The sequence below is a fragment of the Pseudomonas fluorescens group sp. PF-1 genome, assembly GCF_054481335.1.
Map to the genome: position 1 here is coordinate 923,392 of NZ_JBTMNG010000001.1, position 18,769 is coordinate 942,160.

General features: G+C 60.2%; 16 protein-coding genes. 6 read left to right on the forward strand and 10 right to left on the reverse strand.

Annotated elements, in window-relative coordinates; all coding sequences use genetic code 11:
- Nucleotides 1-8: 8 nt before the first annotated feature.
- The 6 genes from ACX3YD_RS04440 to yaaA all read right to left on the reverse strand — a co-directional run bounded on the left by ACX3YD_RS04440 (nt 9) and on the right by yaaA (nt 8,622).
- Nucleotides 9-1,490, reverse strand: a complete 1,482-nt coding sequence (locus ACX3YD_RS04440; protein WP_458959334.1) for an alginate export family protein — start codon at nt 1,488-1,490, stop codon at nt 9-11.
- A complete protein-coding gene (gene algK, locus ACX3YD_RS04445; RefSeq protein WP_458959335.1) occupies nt 1,487-2,911 on the reverse strand; it encodes an alginate biosynthesis TPR repeat lipoprotein AlgK in 1,425 nt (474 codons plus the stop codon). The genes ACX3YD_RS04440 and algK overlap by 4 nt, the downstream gene beginning before the upstream one ends.
- 9 nt (nt 2,912-2,920) lie before the next feature.
- Nucleotides 2,921-4,090: a PilZ domain-containing protein gene (locus ACX3YD_RS04450; RefSeq protein WP_458959336.1), complete on the reverse strand. Its 1,170-nt coding sequence runs from the start codon at nt 4,088-4,090 to the stop codon at nt 2,921-2,923.
- 36 nt (nt 4,091-4,126) lie between these two features.
- Complete coding sequence (gene alg8 / locus ACX3YD_RS04455) at nt 4,127-5,608, reverse strand: mannuronan synthase (protein WP_103403858.1); 1,482 nt, start codon at nt 5,606-5,608, stop codon at nt 4,127-4,129.
- Nucleotides 5,609-5,703: 95 nt separating this feature from the next.
- The gene (locus tag ACX3YD_RS04460; protein ID WP_047532871.1) at nt 5,704-7,020 is read right to left on the reverse strand and encodes a nucleotide sugar dehydrogenase; all 1,317 of its coding nucleotides are present in this window, start codon (nt 7,018-7,020) and stop codon (nt 5,704-5,706) included.
- Between the two features lie 822 nt (nt 7,021-7,842).
- A complete protein-coding gene (yaaA, locus tag ACX3YD_RS04465; protein WP_458959337.1) occupies nt 7,843-8,622 on the reverse strand; it encodes a peroxide stress protein YaaA in 780 nt (259 codons plus the stop codon).
- A gap of 178 nt (nt 8,623-8,800) precedes the next feature.
- Between yaaA and ACX3YD_RS04470 the strand changes: the two genes are divergently transcribed.
- The 6 genes from ACX3YD_RS04470 to ACX3YD_RS04495 all read left to right on the forward strand — a co-directional run bounded on the left by ACX3YD_RS04470 (nt 8,801) and on the right by ACX3YD_RS04495 (nt 14,037).
- Complete coding sequence (locus ACX3YD_RS04470) at nt 8,801-9,925, forward strand: polysaccharide deacetylase family protein (protein WP_458959338.1); 1,125 nt, start codon at nt 8,801-8,803, stop codon at nt 9,923-9,925.
- Between the two features lie 358 nt (nt 9,926-10,283).
- The gene (locus ACX3YD_RS04475; RefSeq protein WP_047532864.1) at nt 10,284-11,678 is read left to right on the forward strand and encodes a PhoH family protein; all 1,395 of its coding nucleotides are present in this window, start codon (nt 10,284-10,286) and stop codon (nt 11,676-11,678) included.
- 128 nt (nt 11,679-11,806) lie between these two features.
- Nucleotides 11,807-12,280 (forward strand): cyclic pyranopterin monophosphate synthase MoaC, encoded by a 474-nt coding sequence (gene moaC, locus ACX3YD_RS04480; RefSeq protein WP_046820460.1) that lies wholly within the window; start codon nt 11,807-11,809, stop codon nt 12,278-12,280.
- Nucleotides 12,277-12,519, forward strand: coding sequence for a molybdopterin converting factor subunit 1 (gene moaD, locus ACX3YD_RS04485; protein ID WP_103403861.1), 243 nt, complete (start codon nt 12,277-12,279; stop codon nt 12,517-12,519). Before moaC ends, moaD begins: the two co-directional genes overlap by 4 nt.
- 3 nt (nt 12,520-12,522) lie before the next feature.
- Nucleotides 12,523-12,975 carry a molybdopterin synthase catalytic subunit MoaE gene (moaE, locus tag ACX3YD_RS04490; protein ID WP_047532856.1) on the forward strand — a complete coding sequence of 151 codons (453 nt, stop codon included), beginning with the start codon at nt 12,523-12,525 and terminating at the stop codon, nt 12,973-12,975.
- A gap of 285 nt (nt 12,976-13,260) precedes the next feature.
- The gene (locus ACX3YD_RS04495; protein ID WP_103403862.1) at nt 13,261-14,037 is read left to right on the forward strand and encodes an ABC transporter substrate-binding protein; all 777 of its coding nucleotides are present in this window, start codon (nt 13,261-13,263) and stop codon (nt 14,035-14,037) included.
- A gap of 123 nt (nt 14,038-14,160) precedes the next feature.
- Here the strand turns inward: ACX3YD_RS04495 and ACX3YD_RS04500 are convergent, their stop codons facing one another.
- The 4 genes from ACX3YD_RS04500 to rhlB all read right to left on the reverse strand — a co-directional run bounded on the left by ACX3YD_RS04500 (nt 14,161) and on the right by rhlB (nt 18,714).
- Nucleotides 14,161-14,802, reverse strand: a complete 642-nt coding sequence (locus tag ACX3YD_RS04500; protein WP_458959339.1) for a helix-turn-helix transcriptional regulator — start codon at nt 14,800-14,802, stop codon at nt 14,161-14,163.
- A gap of 91 nt (nt 14,803-14,893) precedes the next feature.
- Complete coding sequence (locus ACX3YD_RS04505) at nt 14,894-16,021, reverse strand: NAD(P)/FAD-dependent oxidoreductase (protein ID WP_458959340.1); 1,128 nt, start codon at nt 16,019-16,021, stop codon at nt 14,894-14,896.
- 123 nt (nt 16,022-16,144) lie between these two features.
- Nucleotides 16,145-17,089 carry an ornithine cyclodeaminase family protein gene (locus ACX3YD_RS04510; RefSeq protein ID WP_090464872.1) on the reverse strand — a complete coding sequence of 315 codons (945 nt, stop codon included), beginning with the start codon at nt 17,087-17,089 and terminating at the stop codon, nt 16,145-16,147.
- Between the two features lie 137 nt (nt 17,090-17,226).
- Entirely contained in the window at nt 17,227-18,714 is a 1,488-nt protein-coding gene (gene rhlB / locus ACX3YD_RS04515) for an ATP-dependent RNA helicase RhlB (RefSeq protein WP_103403865.1), read from the reverse strand.
- Nucleotides 18,715-18,769 lie beyond the last annotated feature (55 nt).

Consider the following 18,769-nt stretch of genomic DNA (forward strand, 5'->3'; position numbering starts at 1 on the left):
GGTGTGCATCAGAAGCGCCAGATCACGTCGATGAACGCGCGGTGCATGTACGAATCGACCTGGCTGCCGTAGGCATCGCCGGGCTTGAACACGCCGCCACGGAAGCGCACCAGGGCCGAAGGCTCGTCGATTTTCTGGCTCAGCGCTGCTGGCAACAGGCCTTGCTTGAAGTACTTGGTGACGACCAGGTCCATTTCCTGGCCCATGTCTTTCTCGCCATCGTTCAGCGGCAGGGAGGTGGTGGAGAGCACGGCGCCGGTGACGTCGTCGGTGTTGTTCTGCACCGCATCGATGCCGTTGCTGCCGACCGGCTTGTTGCCGTCGACACGCCAGAACTTGTGGTAGATCAGGCTGGCGTCGTACTCGTCGTTGAGCATCCACGAACCGAACAGCGTGGCGGTTTGCAGGTTGTTCATTTCGCCACGGAAGGCCTCGCCGAAACGGTGCACCCGCGAGCGGGTGCCGGTGTAGTTCGAGCGGTTGCTTTCCAGGCCGTTCTGTTCGTAATCGGCGCTGGCTCGGGCATAGGCCGCACCGACTTGCCATTGCGGGTCGAGGCGCAGGCGCACACCCAGATCGGTGGCCCAGCCGCTGACATCGCCGCTTTGCTTGGGTTGCGCGGGTGCGGTGCCATCGGCGTTCAGCGGGTTGACCGTGTCGCGGTCGCCGCTCATGCCGGTGACGCTGCCCCAGTAATTGACCGTGTTGGTGTTGCGCCAGTTGTAAGCGTCGCTGTTGGCCTGCAGGCCGATCCAGCTGATGTCGCCGTTCTGTTTCTTGTCCAGCGAATCGCTGGGCACGCCCGGTTGCGCATAGTCGAGCTTGCCGTCGTCGTGGGTGTGATGACCGCGAATGCCGACCCATTGACCCGGTGTCCACTGGTATTCGGCCTCGGCGTAAGCGTGCAGGCGATCCTTGTCCTTGGGCGCCAGCTCTTTCAAGTCGGTGCGGTACTCGCTGAAGCGTTCGGCGACACCGGCGTTGGCGCGCAACAGGGTGGTGTCGAAGGTCCAGTTCACGGCTTCGATGTTGGTGTCACGCCATTGTCCGTCGTCGTTGTGCAAGCGCTGGCGACCGACTTTCAGGATCTCGCCGGGGTAGGGCGTGAAGCCGCTGTAGCCGACCCAGAACTCGCGCATCGCCAGGTAGTTCTTCTTGGTCACGCGATCATTGTTGCTGGTGTTCTCGGTGCCTTCGGACTGTTGCAGGGTGTCGGTTTCGATGATGTCGGTGGCCGTCACGGCCTGACCCATGGCGTAGGCGCTCCAGGCGCCGCTTTCGCCATAGACCCAGGGACGCAGGTCCAGACCGATGCCGTTGACGTCGCCGCCGGGCCGGGTACCGAGGTCACGGTCGTCTTCGGACTGGCCGGTGATTTTCACTTCGAGGCCGAAGTTCTTGGTTTCGGTGATCGCCGCCAGTGTCGGGCAGGACCAGATCAGGGCGAATGTCAGGCCAATACCGGCCTTGACGAATGGATTCAACTTCATAGGGATTCCTCGCCGTCTTCTTGCAGGGCGTGCAGTTGCAGCGTGTTCTGGCTCAAGGCACCACGAGTCGCCTGTTCCTGTTTCAACAGACGCTGGGCCTCTTTGATCTGCGCAGGCGGCAGTTGGGCTTCGAGTGTTTGTGCAAGTTCGGTGGCTTGCGGGGTGTTCTGGGCCTTGGCCAATTGACTGAAGACATACGCGTTGAGCGGGTCAGGCTTGGTGCCCTTGCCCTGGGAAAACAATTGGGCGATGGCGAAGTCGGCGCTGTTCTGGCCGTTGCGCGCAGCGGTCAGCAGATGATCGAGGGCCTTTTGCGGATAGACCTTGCCCAGGTAGCCACGGCGGTAGATCTGGCCGAGGTAATAATCGGCGGCGACTTCGCGGCCGACGGCTTTCTGGAAGTGTTCTTCGGCGACCTTGGCATCGACCGGAACCCTCTTGCCCTCGTAGTAGAGCTTGCCTAGCAACAGTTCGGCGCGCGGCTGGTCGGCGGCACGGCCGTTGTCCAGGTACTTCATCATCTGGTTGACGTCGCCCAGTTCGGGGAAGTCGTAGAGCAGTTGCGCGAGGGTGACCCATGATGCCGGGTAACCCGGAGCGATGGGTTCGAGCAGCGACTGCGCGGTTTTTTCATCGGGCGTGCCGAGGGTCGCATCCGCCAGCACACGGGCAACGCTGTCGACCCGTTGCGCGGAAACCGTGCCGCGAGCGTGAGCGGCTTGCAGCTGCTTGATCAGTTCGGCTTGTTGCTCGGGCCTGGCCTGTTTCTGATAAACCGTGGCCAGCTCGACGTAGCAGATGTCGGTGGTGTTCAACGCGGCTTTGCAGATCGTTGCCACTTCGTCCAGGTGCTGGTCGTAAGTGCCCTGGGTGCGGTAGAGCAGTACCTGCGCCAGACCCGCTTGCGGTTTGCCTTCGGCGCGCCATTGGCTGATCTGCTGCTGGGCATTGATGTTCGGGAAGCTGTGCGGGTATTGCAGGTACAGCATGGCCAACGGGATCAATGTGTTGCCTTCGCCATTGGCGGCGGCTTTTTTCAACAGGCCTTCGGCCTCGTGTTGCTCGGCTTCGGTGGAGCCGGGTTTGGCCACCAGCAGACGACCCAGGCGTGCTTGCGCTCGCGGTGAAACGCTGGCGGCGGCGCGGTAAGTTGCCTCGGCCTGTTTCATCTGCGCCGGGTCACGGCTGTCGACCTGAATGTCAGCCAGACCGACTTGCGCCTCGCTGTAGCCCAGATCGGCCAGTTGCTGGTAATTCGCCGCTGCGGTGGCGGTATCGCCACGCTTGAGCGCTTCGTTGGCCAGGCGCTGGTCGGGCAGGCCGGCGCAGCCGGCGAGGCTGACTGCCAAGGCCAGCGAGCACACCACCAAGCCACTGTGGGAGCTCGGTGTTCTCAGAAGACTGATGATCGTCACAGGCATGTCCTCCGCTTAAAGACCAGCGGCCATGGCTTTGTCGATCAGCCAGTTCAGGTTCGGGCCACGGTCGCTGCTCACTTCCACCGGACGGCCGGCGAGGGTGGTGTCCAGGGCTTCGTCCGGCTGGATCAGGACGCGAATGTCGGACGACAGGTCGGCGCTTTTCAGGCTGGTGCTGCTGACGATCTTGCCAGTGCGGGATTTGTCTTCGCCGGCGATCTGGAAGCGCACCGCAGTGCCTGGCAGCACGTCGCTGAACTGGCGATAGGAGAAGCGCGCTTCAACGTTGGCTTCGCTGTTGCGTGGCACCAATTGGAAGATCACATCGCCTTTGCTGGCGTACTGACCGTTGGCGACCATTTGCTGGGCCACGGTGCAATCGCATGGCGAAGTGAGGGTGCCGGTCATTTGCTTGCCGAACAGCTCTTCGACTTTGGCCGGTGTCAGTTGATCGTCTTCCAGATGACCCTTGAGCACGTCGAGCATGCTGGTGCTGAAGGTCGCCAGCGGCGCGCCTTTGGCGGCCACGCCATCGGGTTTCAACAGACTCTGCACGGTACCGTCGCGGGGCATGGTGATGTTCACACCCGGCACGCTGACCAGGCCGGCCTGGGCGTGGCTGACGAAGTACATGCCATACACCGACTTGAAGATGAAGCCGAACGCGGCCAGGCCAACGACGAAGATCCCCAGGCTGAAGGTCACGGCTTTCATGCGTCCGAACGCGGACATACCGTGGCCGCCGTCCTTGACCTTGCGTGCCTTGGTGAAGTTGTCGCGCTGCAGCGTCGCCAGCACTTCGCCGATGCTGACGATGTCGCCGGCCAGGTGCGAGGTGATCAGGTGACGCAGGGTCGAGATGTCTTGTTGCTCCAGGTTCTGGAACTGGCAACCGGCGCGACCGCTCTGGCGATCGAAGGAGCGAACCTGCAACTCGACGTCCATGGCCAGGCCGAGGTTGTCGATCACGAATTGCAGGCGCGCCTTGTACACGTCGCCGATCTTCAGCGGCAACTGGCCGGCATTGAAGGCCAGGCCACCGGCGGAGAGGTCGAGCACTCGTGCTTCGATCGGCGTGCGGTCGGGACCGTAGAAGCGCAGCTTGGCCGGGATTTTCACTCGGGCGTGTTGGCGCTGGGCTTCGGATTCATGCACTACGTTGGCGTTGACGGCGGTATTCATAGGGGTGGTTTCCTGGTTAATTCAATAAGGGGGCGGTCAGACCATCATCAGCAGCACGGCGACGAAAATGCTGCCGGCAGAGAAGGTCATGGTCCGAGACGACCAGGTGTTGAACCAACGTTGAAAGCTGGCGAGATCACGGGTCAGAGAAGTGGGCTGGCGAGTCCAGGACTGTTGGTCGAGGCGGAAGAACACGTAGATCTTCACCAGCGCGCCGACGATCTGGTTGTAATAGAGAATCGCCGGGTACGCCGGGCCGATCCGGTGACCGGAGCAGGACAGCAGCAGGGTCAGGATCAGGCGGGTGATACCGATCCACAGCAGGTACACCAGGATGAACGCGGTGCCGTACTTGAAGCTGGCGATCAGGGCCACGGTCAGGCCCAGCAGGGAGGTCCACATCGACACGCGCTGATCGAACAGCACCACCGACGTGAACACACCGAGGCGCTTGACCCCCAGGCCCAGGGCACGCGAGTTCTGCCGCAGGTTGTTGCCGTACCAGCGGAACATCAGCTTGCGGCTGGCCTTGATGAAGCTCTTTTCCGGCGGGTGTTCCACGGTGTGAATCGCCGCGTCCGGCACGTAGAAGGTGTCGTAGCCCAGGCGCATCAGGCTGAACCAGCTCGATTTGTCGTCCCCGGTGAGGAACTTGAAACGACCCAGGCGCCAGTGTTGCAGCGAGTCGCTTTCCACGTCGGCGATGAAGTCCGGGTTGGTCACGACGCTGGCGCGGAACACCGACATGCGGCCGGTCATGGTCAGCACGCGCTTGGACAGGGCCATCGAGCACATGTTGATGTGACGCTGGGCGAAGCGCAGCTTGTGCCATTCGCTCATGATGTAGCCGCCGCGCACTTCGCAGAACTCATTGGTGGTCAGGCCGCCAACGTTGCCGAACAGCTGGAACCACGGCACGGTCTTGAGCACCACGCCCTCGGCGAGCACGGTGTCGCCATCGATCACGGCGACCACGGCGCGGTCATCCGGCAGGTGACGGGAGATGGCGCGGAAGCCGTAGGCCAGGCCATCACGCTTGCCGGTGCCGGGAATGCGCACGAAATCGAGCTTGACCCGGGCCGGTGGATTCATCCGGTTCCACAGGCTTTTCACCAGCAGCTCATCGGACATCTCCACGATGGAGCAGACCACGGTGGTCGGCAGGCCGCAGTCGATGGCTTCACGAATCACCGAGCTGTAGACCTGTGCGGTGGTCAGGGCGTCGATGCGGAAACTGGTGACCATCAGAAATACATGGGACGGGTCTGCCGCTTTACCCAGCTTGCGCACTTTGCGCCGCAGGTGCGGGTAGACCACGTACAGAAACAGCATGCCGCGCAGAAAGTGCGTGGCCCCCATCGAGTAGCGCCAGATGCCGACGATACCGATCAGGAAAATGAAGTCCTTCGACTCGGAGTCGAACGTGGACACAGGCAACGCCATGGCGATGCCCATCAATAAACTCAGATAAAACAGCCAACCGGCGGCCTGGAGTAGGCCGTGCTTTAGCCTGTGCATAATCGGAATCCTAAAGTCAGTTGAAAGCTTCAAGCCTCAAGCAGCAAGCGAGGAGCGCTTAACTTGCCGCTTGAAGCTTGTCGCTTATTGCTGCTTTACCAGCAGATCCCTTCGGTACGGCCGCTGACGCTGGTGGCCTTGGACATGAAGCCGACCAGGTCGATCACCTGCTTGCCGTGAGGAACGTTCTGCACCAGGGCGCGGAATTTCTCGTCGCGGTTGCCGAGGATGATCACGTCGGAGTTGTTGATCACGTCGTCGAAGTCGGCATTGAGCAAGGACGAGACGTGAGGGATCTTCGACTCGATGTAGTCCTTGTTCGCGCCATGGACACGGGCGTATTCGACGTTGCTGTCGTAGATCTTCAGGTCGAAACCTTTGCCGATCAGCATTTCCGCCAGGTCCACCAGCGGACTCTCGCGCAGGTCGTCGGTGCCGGCCTTGAAGCTCAGTCCCAGCAGGGCGACTTTGCGTTTGTCGTGGCTTTCAACGATATCGAAGGCGTTTTGCACCTGGGACTCGTTACTGCGCATCAACGAGTTGAGCAGCGGCGCTTCCACATCCAGCGAGCTGGCGCGGTAGGTCAGGGCGCGAACGTCCTTGGGCAGGCAGGAGCCGCCGAAAGCGAAGCCGGGGCGCATGTAGTACTGGGACAGGTTCAGGGTCTTGTCCTGGCAGACCACGTCCATCACTTCGCGGCCGTCGACGCCGACGGCCTTGGCGATGTTGCCGATCTCGTTGGCGAAGGTCACCTTGGTGGCGTGCCAGACGTTGCAGGTGTACTTGATCATTTCGGCGACGGCGATGTCCTTGCGGATGATCGGCGCGTCGAGCTCTTCGTACAGCGATTGCAGAACGTCGCCCGAGGCCTTGTCGAATTCGCCGATGACGGTCATTGGCGGCTGGTCGTAGTCGGCGATGGCGGTGCTTTCGCGCAGGAACTCAGGGTTCACGGCGACACCGAAATCGACACCGGCCTTCTTGCCGGAGCAATCTTCGAGAATCGGGATGACCACGTTGGCCACGGTGCCTGGCAGCACGGTGCTGCGGACCACGATGGTGTGGCGGGTGCTCTTGTCGCGCAGGACAAAACCGATTTCGCGGCACACCGCTTCGATGTAGTTCAGTTCCAGGTCGCCGTTCTTCTTGCTCGGCGTGCCGACGCAGATCATCGACAGGTCGGTGTCACGAATCGCCTCGGCGAAGTTGGTCGTGCCACGCAGACGACCCGTCTGGATACCTTGCGCCAGAAGTTCGCCCAGGCCCGGTTCAACGATCGGCGATTTGCCGGCATTGATCATATCGATCTTGTCCTTGGCAACATCGACGCCGACAACGTCATGGCCCCGTGCAGACAGGCATCCGGCACAGACTGCGCCGACATAACCCAAACCAAATATGCTGATGCGCATCGCAATTACCTCTCTATTATCAAGCCTGTATTCATCAAGCCATTAGATGGCTGGAGTTAAGGGTGTTTCAGCGTTCATAGTGCATTCGCAAGTGCGGCTTACAGGCGCAACAATGCCGTGTTCTGGCATATGAATGATGAGTGTCTAAATAAGTGCACTCAAGATGTGCGCAATCGGGCCTTATTGTTATGACGTGCCCTGTTATGCAGCCAATCCACTATTCAGAGGATGTCCGTGCAATCGTCTTGCGCGCTCGATACCAGGCCATGAGCCCGTAAATCAAGCGCTTGGGTGCTCCATTGAGCACGCTTATAGGGGCGCTGCCATGGCCTTGTAGGGGATAGTCATAAAACGTTATCTCCTGTCCGTTGTGTATTGCCCAAATCAGGGATTATTCAGCACAAGTTGATGTGACAACTTTGCTACATGGATCTCTATTCTGCGTAAGTTATCTCGTACAAGCAGTGTGAGAATCGTTACCGGTGGTATGAGCGGTGCATTCGGACATAGTTCCGACCCGCTGATCATGAATTCTGAAATTTCTTGAAATATTGAGAAAGATGGCACTGCTTTCATATTGATAGCACTTGCCGTTTCGCCCTTTATATATAGGCGATTTATTGGAGGGGATAGTTTTTTGCCACTACCGATAAAAAATTTCAGTGCCACTACTGAAAAAAATCATCAAAGTCGAGTGAAACTAAAGTTATAAATCGGCGCGATGTATTTTTGGCGCCATGAAAATGGCGAATCTGGCGGGAAAATTGTGGGGGCTCAATGGGGCGCATGACGGATCCGAGCGTCATGCGCCACCCCGGCGTTTCAGTCTGGAGCGTGATCGCGCAGGAACACCAGATTGTCCGGTTTAGACTGCTCGGCGCTGTACCGATAGCCCTGCACGTCGAACTGTTTGAGGCCGGCCGGGTCGTTGATGCGTTCTTCGATGACGAAGCGACTCATCATGCCGCGGGCCTTTTTCGCATAGAAGCTGATGATTTTGTACTGACCGTTCTTCAGGTCCTTGAACTCGGTGTTGATAATGCGCGCCCTCAGGGCGTTGCGTTTGACCGCCGAGAAGTACTCGTTGGAGGCCAGGTTCAGCAGCACGTCATCACCCTGGTCGGCCAGGGCTTCGTTCAACCATTCGCTGATCCGCGTGCCCCAGAACGCATACAGATCCTTGCCACGGGCATTGGCCAGCTTGGTACCCATTTCCAGGCGGTACGGTTGCATCAGGTCCAGTGGGCGCAGCAAGCCATACAGGCCGGAAAGCATGCGCAAGTGTTCCTGGGCGTAATCGAAATCGGCTTCGCTGAAGGTTTGTGCGTTGAGGCCGGTATAAACATCGCCCTTGAACGCCAGCAAGGCCTGTTTGGCGTTTTCAGGGGTGAACGCAGGCGTCCAGCTGCCGAAACGCGCGGCGTTGAGCCCGCCGATCTTGTCGGAGACATGCATCAGCTCGCTTATTTGCGCCGGTGTCAGCTCGCGCAATTGCAGGATCAGCTCCTGGGAATGGTCCAGGTATTGCGGCTGGGTAAAGCGCTGGGTCGCCGGCGGTGTTTCGTAATCGAGGGTCTTGGCGGGTGAAATCACCATCAGCATGAAGTCGTCTCCTTTAATCGTGGGGGCGATTCTAGGGGGTTGTCCTGGTTGACTCCAGCTATCAAGGCCATAGGTGATGATCGGTGGGGTTGCACAAGGCCCTGTGTGCGAGCCTGCTGCGGGAGTTGGGACTGGATCGGCTATAGTGCCGCGCGGGTTTTGTTATGGAGACATCCCATTGCGCATCGTTTTTCTTTTTTCGGCCTGGCTCTTGAGCTTCGGGGCCATGGCGGCGCCGGGTGATGTGGCGACCCTTGATCGCAGCACCTGGCCTGAACAACTCGGCAACCCGACGCTGTTCGACGTCGCCTCGCGCGCCGAAATCCTGATGTTTGCCCGTGTGCTGCTGGCCAGCGAAGCGATGGACGAACCGGCACTGGCCCAGCGTCTGGGCTTGCGCACGATCAACATGGCGTCGGTCAACCATGTTCGCCAGCGCCTGTGGCTGCGTCTGTTGAGCAGCTACAACTTTGCCCAGCAGAGCTGCGACCAGGATGCGTCTTTCTGTTTCCTGGTCGAGGACATGCCCACCCTGCGCGAGCAAGCCGCCAAGTTCCAGATCAGCGAGGACAGTTACTACATCAAGTGGGCCGAACCGAGTCGCCTGTTTCATGCCCAGTACCTGGACGAGCAATTGCGCAAGGCCGCGCTGTTTCCGCAAACCAGTAGCGAAGTCGATCGTTTCGGCGACTTTGAGCGCAATGGCGACGAGATGCATGACCGGCTGTTTCTGCTCACCTTCGACAGTGCCGCCAATGCCATGCCGGACAACACGGACTGGGTCACCGAGTACCTGCGCAAGTCGAACATGAGCGGCACGTTCTTCGTCCTTGGCAAGGATATCCAGACGCGTCTGGCCGAGCGTTCGGCGGCGAGCCTGCCATCGACCTACTCGATGCAGTGCGTCGGCGTACAGGGTTGGGAGTTCCGCTCCCACAGCCATTGGCAGGACTGGCAGGATTCGGTGCGGCGCAGCGCCGAGCTGGTCAAAAGCAAACTGCCGGAGAACTACGTGCCGCTGTTTCGCCCGCCCGATGGCCAGCGCCGTTCCGACGCGCAAGGCTTCTTCAAGTCTCAGGGGGTGCAGGTGGCGTTATGGGACATCGATGCCCAGGACGGCGCCGGCAAGCTCAAGGCCAGCCAGAGCGCGCAACGGGTGTTGACCCTGATGCTGCTGTGGCGTCATGGCGTGATCAATTTCAATGTGAAACAGGATGGGGTGAAAACGGCGATGCCCTGGCTGATTACGCAAACGGCGCAAAGCGGGATCGGTTGGGAAGACTGCCAGAACGGGTTCCAGTGAAAAGCCGGAGCGCGTTTCGCTGAAAACGGCGAAAGCCCGTAAACATTGGGCGAAGGGCGATTTTGGGAGGGATTTCGATGCAGGCGGACTTCCGACTTTAAACGGGTGATGGCAGTCCGCCAAGTGCTATTGGTCATTCTGAAAAATAAACTTCAAAAAAACGTCAAAGTGCTTTTTTCTGTCATGTGTTTTGGAGTATTACGAAGACAGACCGCCGAAACCTGCAACACAGGTGGCGTCTTCCAAGACCCGTTTGTTTGCAGTCACTTGGATCTCCGCAGGTGAGATTCGGCGGCCACTTCGAGGCGCAGCACCGCCAAGGTATTGCGTCGACTGGCTCCCACAAAGGTGACCGAGTATGGATGATCACGGACGTAGCTCTTCTTCCAACCAGCCAATCCTTTATGTACTCGATACCAATGTATTGATTCACGATCCAAACGCGCTCCTCAATTTCGAAGAACACCACGTCGCCATCCCGATGACCGTGCTGGAAGAGCTCGACAAGCTCAAGAGCGGGCATCACAGCGTCGCGGCCGAATGCCGCCAGGCCATTCGCCTGATCGACAAGACCCTGGGCGATGCCTCCCCCGAGGACGTTGAACAGGGTGTGCCAATCCAGCGGGGCAAGAGCGGGCCGAAGGGCTTGCTGTCAATTCTGATGAGCAAGCGTGCCGAGCCGAACCTGATTCTGCCCGAGCATCTGAACGACAACAAAATCATCAACCAACTGATCGACCTGCACGCGCGCGATCCGAAACTGCCCGTGGTGCTGGTCACCAAAGACATCAACATGCGCCTCAAGGCCCGCGCTTGCGGGATCGCGGCCGAGGACTACAGCACCGACCAACTGGTTGACGACGTATCGCTGCTGCCCAATGGTTATCACAACATGACCGGTTCCTTCTGGGACCGTGTGAGCAAGGTTGAAACCCGTCAGGACCATGGCCGCACCTGGCATCAGGTACAACTGATCGACAACTTGCCGGCCGTGCACATCAACGAGTTCATCATCGATGAGCAGGGCTTTGTCGGCTGGATCAAGGAGATCGAAGAAGACAAGCTGCTGATTCTGGACCTGCACCAGGAACCCCTGTTGCACCAGGAAGCCTGGGGCCTGAAGCCACGGGACATCTATCAGAGCCTGGCGCTCTACGCCTTGCTGGATCCGGACATCCACCTGGTCAACCTGTCCGGTGCGGCCGGCTCCGGTAAAACCATCCTGGCACTGGCGGCGGCGATCGAGCAGACCATGGTCAGCAAGCGCTACCGGCGGATCATTGCCACTCGTAGCGTGCAGGGCCTGGACCAGGAGATCGGCTTCCTGCCCGGTACCGAAGCGGAAAAAATGGAGCCATGGCTGGGCGCCATCACCGACAACCTCGAAGCCTTGCACATGGATGACGAAAGCACCCATGGCAGCGTCGATTACATCCTCAGCAAAGTGCCGTTGCAGTTCAAATCCCTCAACTACATCCGGGGCCGCAGCTTCCAGCAGAGTCTGATCCTGATCGACGAGTGCCAGAACCTCACGCCGCACCAGATGAAAACCATCATCACCCGTGCCGGCGCCGGTTCCAAAGTGGTGTGCCTGGGTAACCTGGCGCAGATCGACACCCCCTACCTGTCCGCGACCAGCTCCGGGCTGACCTACCTCACTGAACGCTTCAAGGACTTCCCGAACGGGGTGCACATCACCCTGCAAGGGGTGCCACGTTCGATCCTGGCCGAATACGCCGAATCGCATCTGTAACCATTCAACCAAAACCGGGCGGCCTCGACAGCCGCCTGGTTTTTTTATGCCTGTGTGGGGCGATAATCGTGCGTGCGGAAATCTGACCCGCAGGTTTACAATCGACGCTCCTGATCAGGAGTAACCCCGTGCTGACTCATCTCGATTCCCAAGGTCGCGCCAACATGGTCGACGTCACCGAAAAAGCCGTGACGTTCCGTGAGGCGACGGCCCAAGCGCTGGTGCGCATGCTGCCCGAAACCCTGCAGATGATCGTCAGCGGCGGTCACCCCAAGGGTGATGTCTTCGCTGTGGCGCGCATTGCCGGCATTCAAGCAGCGAAGAAAACCAGCGACCTGATTCCTCTGTGCCACCCGCTGATGCTGACCGGCGTGAAAGTCGAGCTCAGTGCCGAGGGCGAGGACAGTGTGCGTATCGTGGCGCGTTGCAAACTGTCCGGGCAGACCGGTGTCGAGATGGAAGCCCTGACCGCCGCCAGTGTGGCAGCGCTGACCATCTACGACATGTGCAAGGCCGTCGATCGCGGCATGACCATCGAAAGCGTGCGTCTGCTGGAAAAGGTCGGCGGCAAGAGCGGGCATTTCCAGGCAGATCAGCCATGAACATCACGGTGAAATTTTTTGCCCGTTATCGCGAGGCGATTGGCGTGGACTCGTTACGGGTTCAGGGTGATTTCGCCACTGTCGACGACGTTCGGGCATTGCTGGCGCAGCGCGACGGTGCCGAGGTGCTGAGCGAGCAGAACCTGATGTGCGCGCGCAACGAAGACCTCTGCCAACTCGACGAGCCGGTGAGCGAGGGCGACGAAGTGGCGTTTTTTCCGACCGTGACCGGGGGCTGAGCCATGGCGATTCGCGTGCAGTCCACAGCGTTCGATCCGGGAGCCGAAGTCAATGCCATGCACGATGCCAATGTCGGCGTCGGCGCGGTGGTGAGTTTTGTCGGCTACGTGCGCGACTTCAATGACGGGCTCGACGTGGCCGGAATGTTCCTCGAGCACTATCCGGGCATGACCGAAAAAGCCCTCGCCAAGATTGCCAGCGAGGCCGAGCAGCGCTGGCCGCTGCTCAAGCTGGACGTGCTGCATCGCATTGGCGCGCTGGAGCCGGGCGAGCCCATCGTTTTTGTCGGCGCCGCCAGTGCGCACCGTCAGGCCGCGTTCGACGCCTGTGCCTTTGTCATGGACTACCTGAAAACCCGCGCACCGTTCTGGAAGAAAGAAAACACCAGCGACGGCCCGCGTTGGGTCGAAGGGCGCGACAGCGATCATGCGGCAGCGGATCGCTGGAAGCAGTAAGTTCTGCGGCGTTTCCAAGTAAGCCATCGCGAGCAGGCTCGCTCCCACATTGCAACTGCAAACACAGACCCACTGTGTGGGAGCCTGCTCGCGATGGCGTCATCCGCACCACCACCACTTTTACTGACTCCCCTCCCGACCACCGGCCGATACGGGCTGCATTTGTCTGATTGACGAATAATACGTAAAAGTCCAGTATGGAATTATAAGTACAAAAAAGGCATTCCCCGTTTCAGCTCTTTCTTCTGTCTTGCCAAACCAACAACAACCCGCGAGAGAACGAACATGAAGAAGTTTCCCCTCATCACCGGTCTGGCCCTGAGCCTGTTGGCGTGCAGTAGCGTGTTTGCCGCCGAGAAAACCTTGCGCATCGGTATCGAGGCCGCTTACCCGCCGTTCGCTTCCAAAACCGATAAAGGCGAAATCGTCGGTTTCGACTACGACATCGGGAATGCTCTGTGCGCCCAGATGAAGGTCAAGTGTGTGTGGGTTGAAGGTGAGTTCGATGGTCTGATTCCTTCCCTGAAAGTGAAGAAGATCGACATGGCGCTGTCGTCCATGACCATCAACGACGACCGCAAGAAGTCGGTGGACTTCACCCACAAGTACTACTTCACTTCGTCGCGCCTGGTGATGAAGGAAGGCGCCGCGGTGGATGACCAGTACGCCAGCCTCAAAGGCAAGACGGTCGGCGTGCAGCGTGCCACCACCACGGACCGTTATGCCACCGAGGTGTTCGAGCCCAAAGGCATCAACGTCAAGCGTTACAGCAACAACGAAGAGATCTACATGGACCTGGCGGCCGGTCGCCTCGACGCCATTTTTGCCGACACCATTCCGCTCAATGACTTCCTGTCGATGCCGCGCGGTAAGGGCTACGCATTTGTCGGGCCTGAGTTGAAGGACCCGAAATACGTTGGCGAGGGCGCCGGGATTGCCGTACGCAAGGGTAATGCCGAGTTGGTCAGCGAACTGAACACCGCCATCGACGGCATTCGCGCCAATGGCGAATATCAGAAGATTTCCGATAAGTACTTCAAGTCCGACATCTACGGCGACTGATAGTCCGCTATCGCTGGCAAGCCAGCTCCCACATTGTCTGCGTCGTGCACAACTATGTGATCACCGCAGAACCTGTGGGAGCTGGCTTGCCAGCGATGAGGCCGGAACTGCCAATGCAGATCTCTAGCCCTTCAATTCCTTCAAATGCTTGTACACCGTCGCCCGTCCCATGTTCAGCACATTGGCCACATAGTTCGAAGCGCTTTTGCCTTTGAACGCCCCTTCGGCGTGCAGTGCCAGCACCAGTTCGCGTTTGTGGTCGCGGGTCAGCAGGTTCAGGCTCAGTTGCCGCTCGCGCAGCCAGTTGTGCAGGAAGGTGTTGATGCGCTCCTGCCAGTCATCGCGGAACAGTGAGTCCGGTTGCGGAATCAGTTTGGTCGGCGACAGAAACAGGTCCAGCGCCGCCTTGGCGTTTTCAAACAGCGAAATATTCAGATTGATGCACAGCACCGCCACAGGATGACTGTCGCGGTCGCGCAGGACGGTGCTCAGGCTGCGAATTTTCTGACCATCCCAGTTGAGCTTTTCATACGGACCGATATTTCGTTCGGTGACATCGTCGCTGAGCATGTCTTCGAGCGCCGAGTCGTCGCCTATCTCCCTTTTCGACAGGTTGTTGGCGATGTAGTCGACCTTCTGCGTGCGCAAGTCGTGCAGCACCACTTCGGCGTGGGGAAAGAACAACGTGGCGATGGCGTCGGCAATCGCCCGGAAGTTATCCAGGGCGGCGTCGTTCAGGGCCGGGTCTTTTTCGGGGGCGTTCATCACATGGGGCTCCGGGCAGCTTCAGCGCCCCGAAAAACGGGGCTCTGAAAGTGTGCCGCAATCGTGTCGGCGCGTCACCTGAGGGTGAGGATCAGCCCAGGCGGGCAGGGGAGAGCATGGCTTCGTTCAGGCCGAAGCGTGTGAGTGGCTCGGGCAATGCTTCACCGCGCACCAGGGCGGCGCTGGCCTGGCCCATGGCGGGCGAGGTCTGGATGCCATAGCCGCCCTGTGCCGCTACCCAGAACAGGCCTGGCACCTGTGGGTCGAAACCGGACAACAGGTCGCCGTCACTGACGAAGCTGCGCAGGCCGGCCCAGGTGCGGGTCGGACGGCGGATGGTCAGGGTCGTGGCTTCTTCGATCTGGTAAATGCCCATGGCGATGTCCAGCTCTTCAGGCTGCACATCGTGCGGTTCTACCGGATCGGCGTTGGCCGGTGAGCCGAGGAACATCCCGGCATCGGGTTTCATGTAGAAGGATTCGTCGAGGCTGACCAGCATGGGCCAGTGATGAATGTCCACGCCCTCGGGGCCGGCGAAAATGAAGGCCGCACGCCGCTTGGGTTGCAGGCCCAGGGGGTTGGCGCCGGCCAGTTCACCGATCTTGTCGGCCCAGGCGCCAGCGGCGTTGATGATCACCGGCGCGCTGAAGGTGCCGGCGTGGGTCTGTACCTGCCACACGCCTTCGGCATCGCGGCTCAGGCCCAGTACTTCGCAGTCTGTATGGACTTCGCCTTTGTGGCGGCGGATGCCGCGCAGATAGCCCTGGTGCAGCGCGTCGGTGTCGATGTCGCTGGCGGTCGGGTCGTAGATCGCACCGTGGACTTTTTCCTGGCGCAGGATCGGCAGCCGGGCGCAGGCCTCTTGCGCGCTGAGCAATTGCATCTCGGGCACCGTGGCCTTGGCGCTCAGGTATTGCTTGTTCAGCTCGGCCGGGTCACCGGTGAAGTCCACGGTCATTTCGCCGCGCGGGGTGAGCAGCGGGTGCTCGCAGAAGCCGGTCGGTGGCGTGTCGAAAAACGCTCGGCTGGCCTGGGTCAACGCGCGAACCTGCGGTGTGCCATAAGCGGCGCTGTACAGCGCCGCCGAGCGTCCGGTGGAGTGATAGGCCGGATGGGATTCGCGTTCGAGCACGACCACGCGCCCGTGCTGCGACAGCCAGAAACCGGTGGAAGCGCCGGCAATCCCGCCGCCGATGATGATGAAATCTGCGTGGCTCATGAACGTCTCCTGTTATCGGTCATCCCTGTAGGCGCCGGCTTGCTGGCGATCGCATCGCCGCAGTGTAAATGATGGACCGTGGCGTCTGCATCGCTGGCAAGCCAGCTCCCACAGGGTGGGGTGTTAGGGTTGTAGGCGGTAGATGGCATTGGCCAGCGCGATGTCTTCCAGGCCCAGGCCGATGGAGCGGAAGAACACATGGCGATGGTAGTCAGGGCGCTGCACCTTCTCGCTCAGCAGATCGGCCAGGTCGCCGACAATCGCATCGTTATTCCAGCCATGTTGTTCGCCGGCAATCAGCATCTCACCGGCCGAGCCGGGGGTGGTCAGACGATAGTCACAGAACACCTGCATGTCATTGAGGCTTTGCGGCGGCACTTCGTGGGCGCGTGGGGCGTTGGTGCTGATGGAGGTGATCAACGCCGGTTTGCGCAGGCTGGACGGGTCGATCACCGGGCCGGCGGATGAGGTGCAGAGCATGATCACCTCCGCGTCGTCGACAGCGGCTTCGCGGCTGTCGACGACGGTCAGGCGTGGCTCGATGCTTTTCAGCAGGGCCACGGTTTCAACGTCGTCGCTCAGGTTTGGCGAGTACAGGCTGATGCTCTGCCAGTCGCGCAGGTTCTTCACGTAGCGCAAATGCGCCTGGGCGACCTTGCCGCTGCCGATGATTGCCAGGCGAGTCGCTTTGAGCGGTGCGAGTGCATCGACCGCCACGGCGGTCGTCGCGGCGGTGCGCGCCGTGGTCAGTTCGCCCGCGTCGCACAACAGCAGCGGCTGACCGGTCTGCATCGACATCAGTAAGGTCCAGGCGGTCACCAGCGGGCCTTGCTCGCGCACGATGTACGGCGACGTCTTGACCCCGTACACGCCTTCTTTGGCCAGCACACCCAGATAGTTGATGAAGTCGCCGGCACCCTGGGGAAACTCCACCAGTTGCTGCGCCGGTTGCACCGCCTGGCCGGCGGCGAGGTCGCGGAACAGGTTGCGCATGATCTGCGGTACGTCGACCTGGGCCAGCCACTCACGGGCCTGCGGTTGGGTGATCACATGGGGGCTGTTGGTCATGGTGGCTCCGGGCATCGAGATAAACTAATTTGTCCATTATGGACATTTTAATATCGCGAGCAAGCACCTATTAAAAAAGCCGGGCGAAAAAAAGGCGCAGTCCGTTTCCGGCTGCGCCTCTTTCTACGCGTCGTCCGTTACGGACGCTTGCGCTCAACCGCACGCAGCAGGTGCGTCGGTGGCGTTTCACAGCTGATCTTGCGGCCCAGCTTCTCTTCGATGGACGGTAGCTGGTAGGAGTCGTCTTCACCGGCAAAACTGATGGAGACACCGTCGGCACCAGCACGACCGGTGCGCCCGATGCGGTGCACGTAGTCGTCCGGGACTTCCGGCAGGGTGAAGTTGATCACGTGGCTGATGCCGTCAATGTGGATGCCGCGCCCGGCCACGTCCGTGGCCACCAACACACGGATCTTGCCTTCGCGGAAACCTTCCAGGGTCTTGATGCGCTTGTGCTGCGGCACGTCGCCGGACAGCTGCGCCGCATTGATGCCATCACGCACCAGGCGTTCTTCGATGCGCCGCACTTCATCCTTGCGGTTGGCGAACACGATCACCCGCTCCCAGCCGTTATCGTTGACCAGGTTGTAGAGCAGTTTGTACTTGTCGGCAGCGGCCACCGCGTAGATGTGCTGCTCGACGTTTTCGTTGGCAACGTTGGTGATTTCGATTTCGACAATGGCCGGGTCGGTGGTCCACTGCTTGGCGAGGTTCATCACGTCTTCGGTGAAGGTCGCGGAGAACAGCAACGTCTGACGCTCGCTCTTGGGCGGTGTCTGGCGAATGATCTGGCGCACTTGCGGGATGAAACCCATGTCGAGCATGCGGTCGGCTTCGTCCAGTACCATGACTTCGACCATGTCCAGGTGCACGTCGCCGCGCTGGTTGAAGTCCAGCAGACGGCCCGGCGTGGCGACGAGGATGTCGCAGTGACGGGCCTCGAGGTGCTTGAGCTGCTTGTCGAAGTCCATGCCGCCGACGAAGGTCATGACGTTGAGGCCGGTGTATTTGGTCAGGTCGGCGGCGTCCTTGGCGATCTGCACCACCAGCTCGCGGGTCGGCGCGATGATCAGTGCCCGTGGCTCACCCATGTAGCGCTCTTTCGGCGGCGGGGTTTGCAGCAGCTGGGTGATGATCGAAATCAGGAACGCAGCGGTCTTGCCGGTGCCAGTCTGGGCGCGGCCGATGGCGTCTTTGCCCGCGAGGGTGAAGCCCAGCACCTGGGCCTGGATCGGCGTGCAATACGGGAAACCCAGGTCCTGGATGGCGTGCATCAGTTCCGGGGCCAGTTTGAAATCGTGGAAGCGGGTTTTGCCTTCCTGCGGCTCGACGACGAAATCTTCGAGTTTCCACGGGATCACCGGGGCCTTTGGCTTCGGTTCGCGGCGCGGTTTGGCGGGTTTCGGTGTTTCGTTGCGGGGTTGTTCGGACGTGATTGGCGCCGCAGGTTCGACGGCCGGAGCGGGCTTGGGCTCGTGTTTCGGTGCCGCTACGGTAGCGGCCCGACCAGACGGATGACCGTCGGCGCGGTGGCTGGGCGTTTGAGACGGAGCGCTGGGGACTGGCGCGAGTTGCTCAGTCTCGCTTTTACCGAACATTTTCTTGAGTGCTTTGAGCACGGTCATCTCATCAATTGGTTAAGGAATGTACGCCGGCCAGTGTAATGCAAGAATCGGGCGC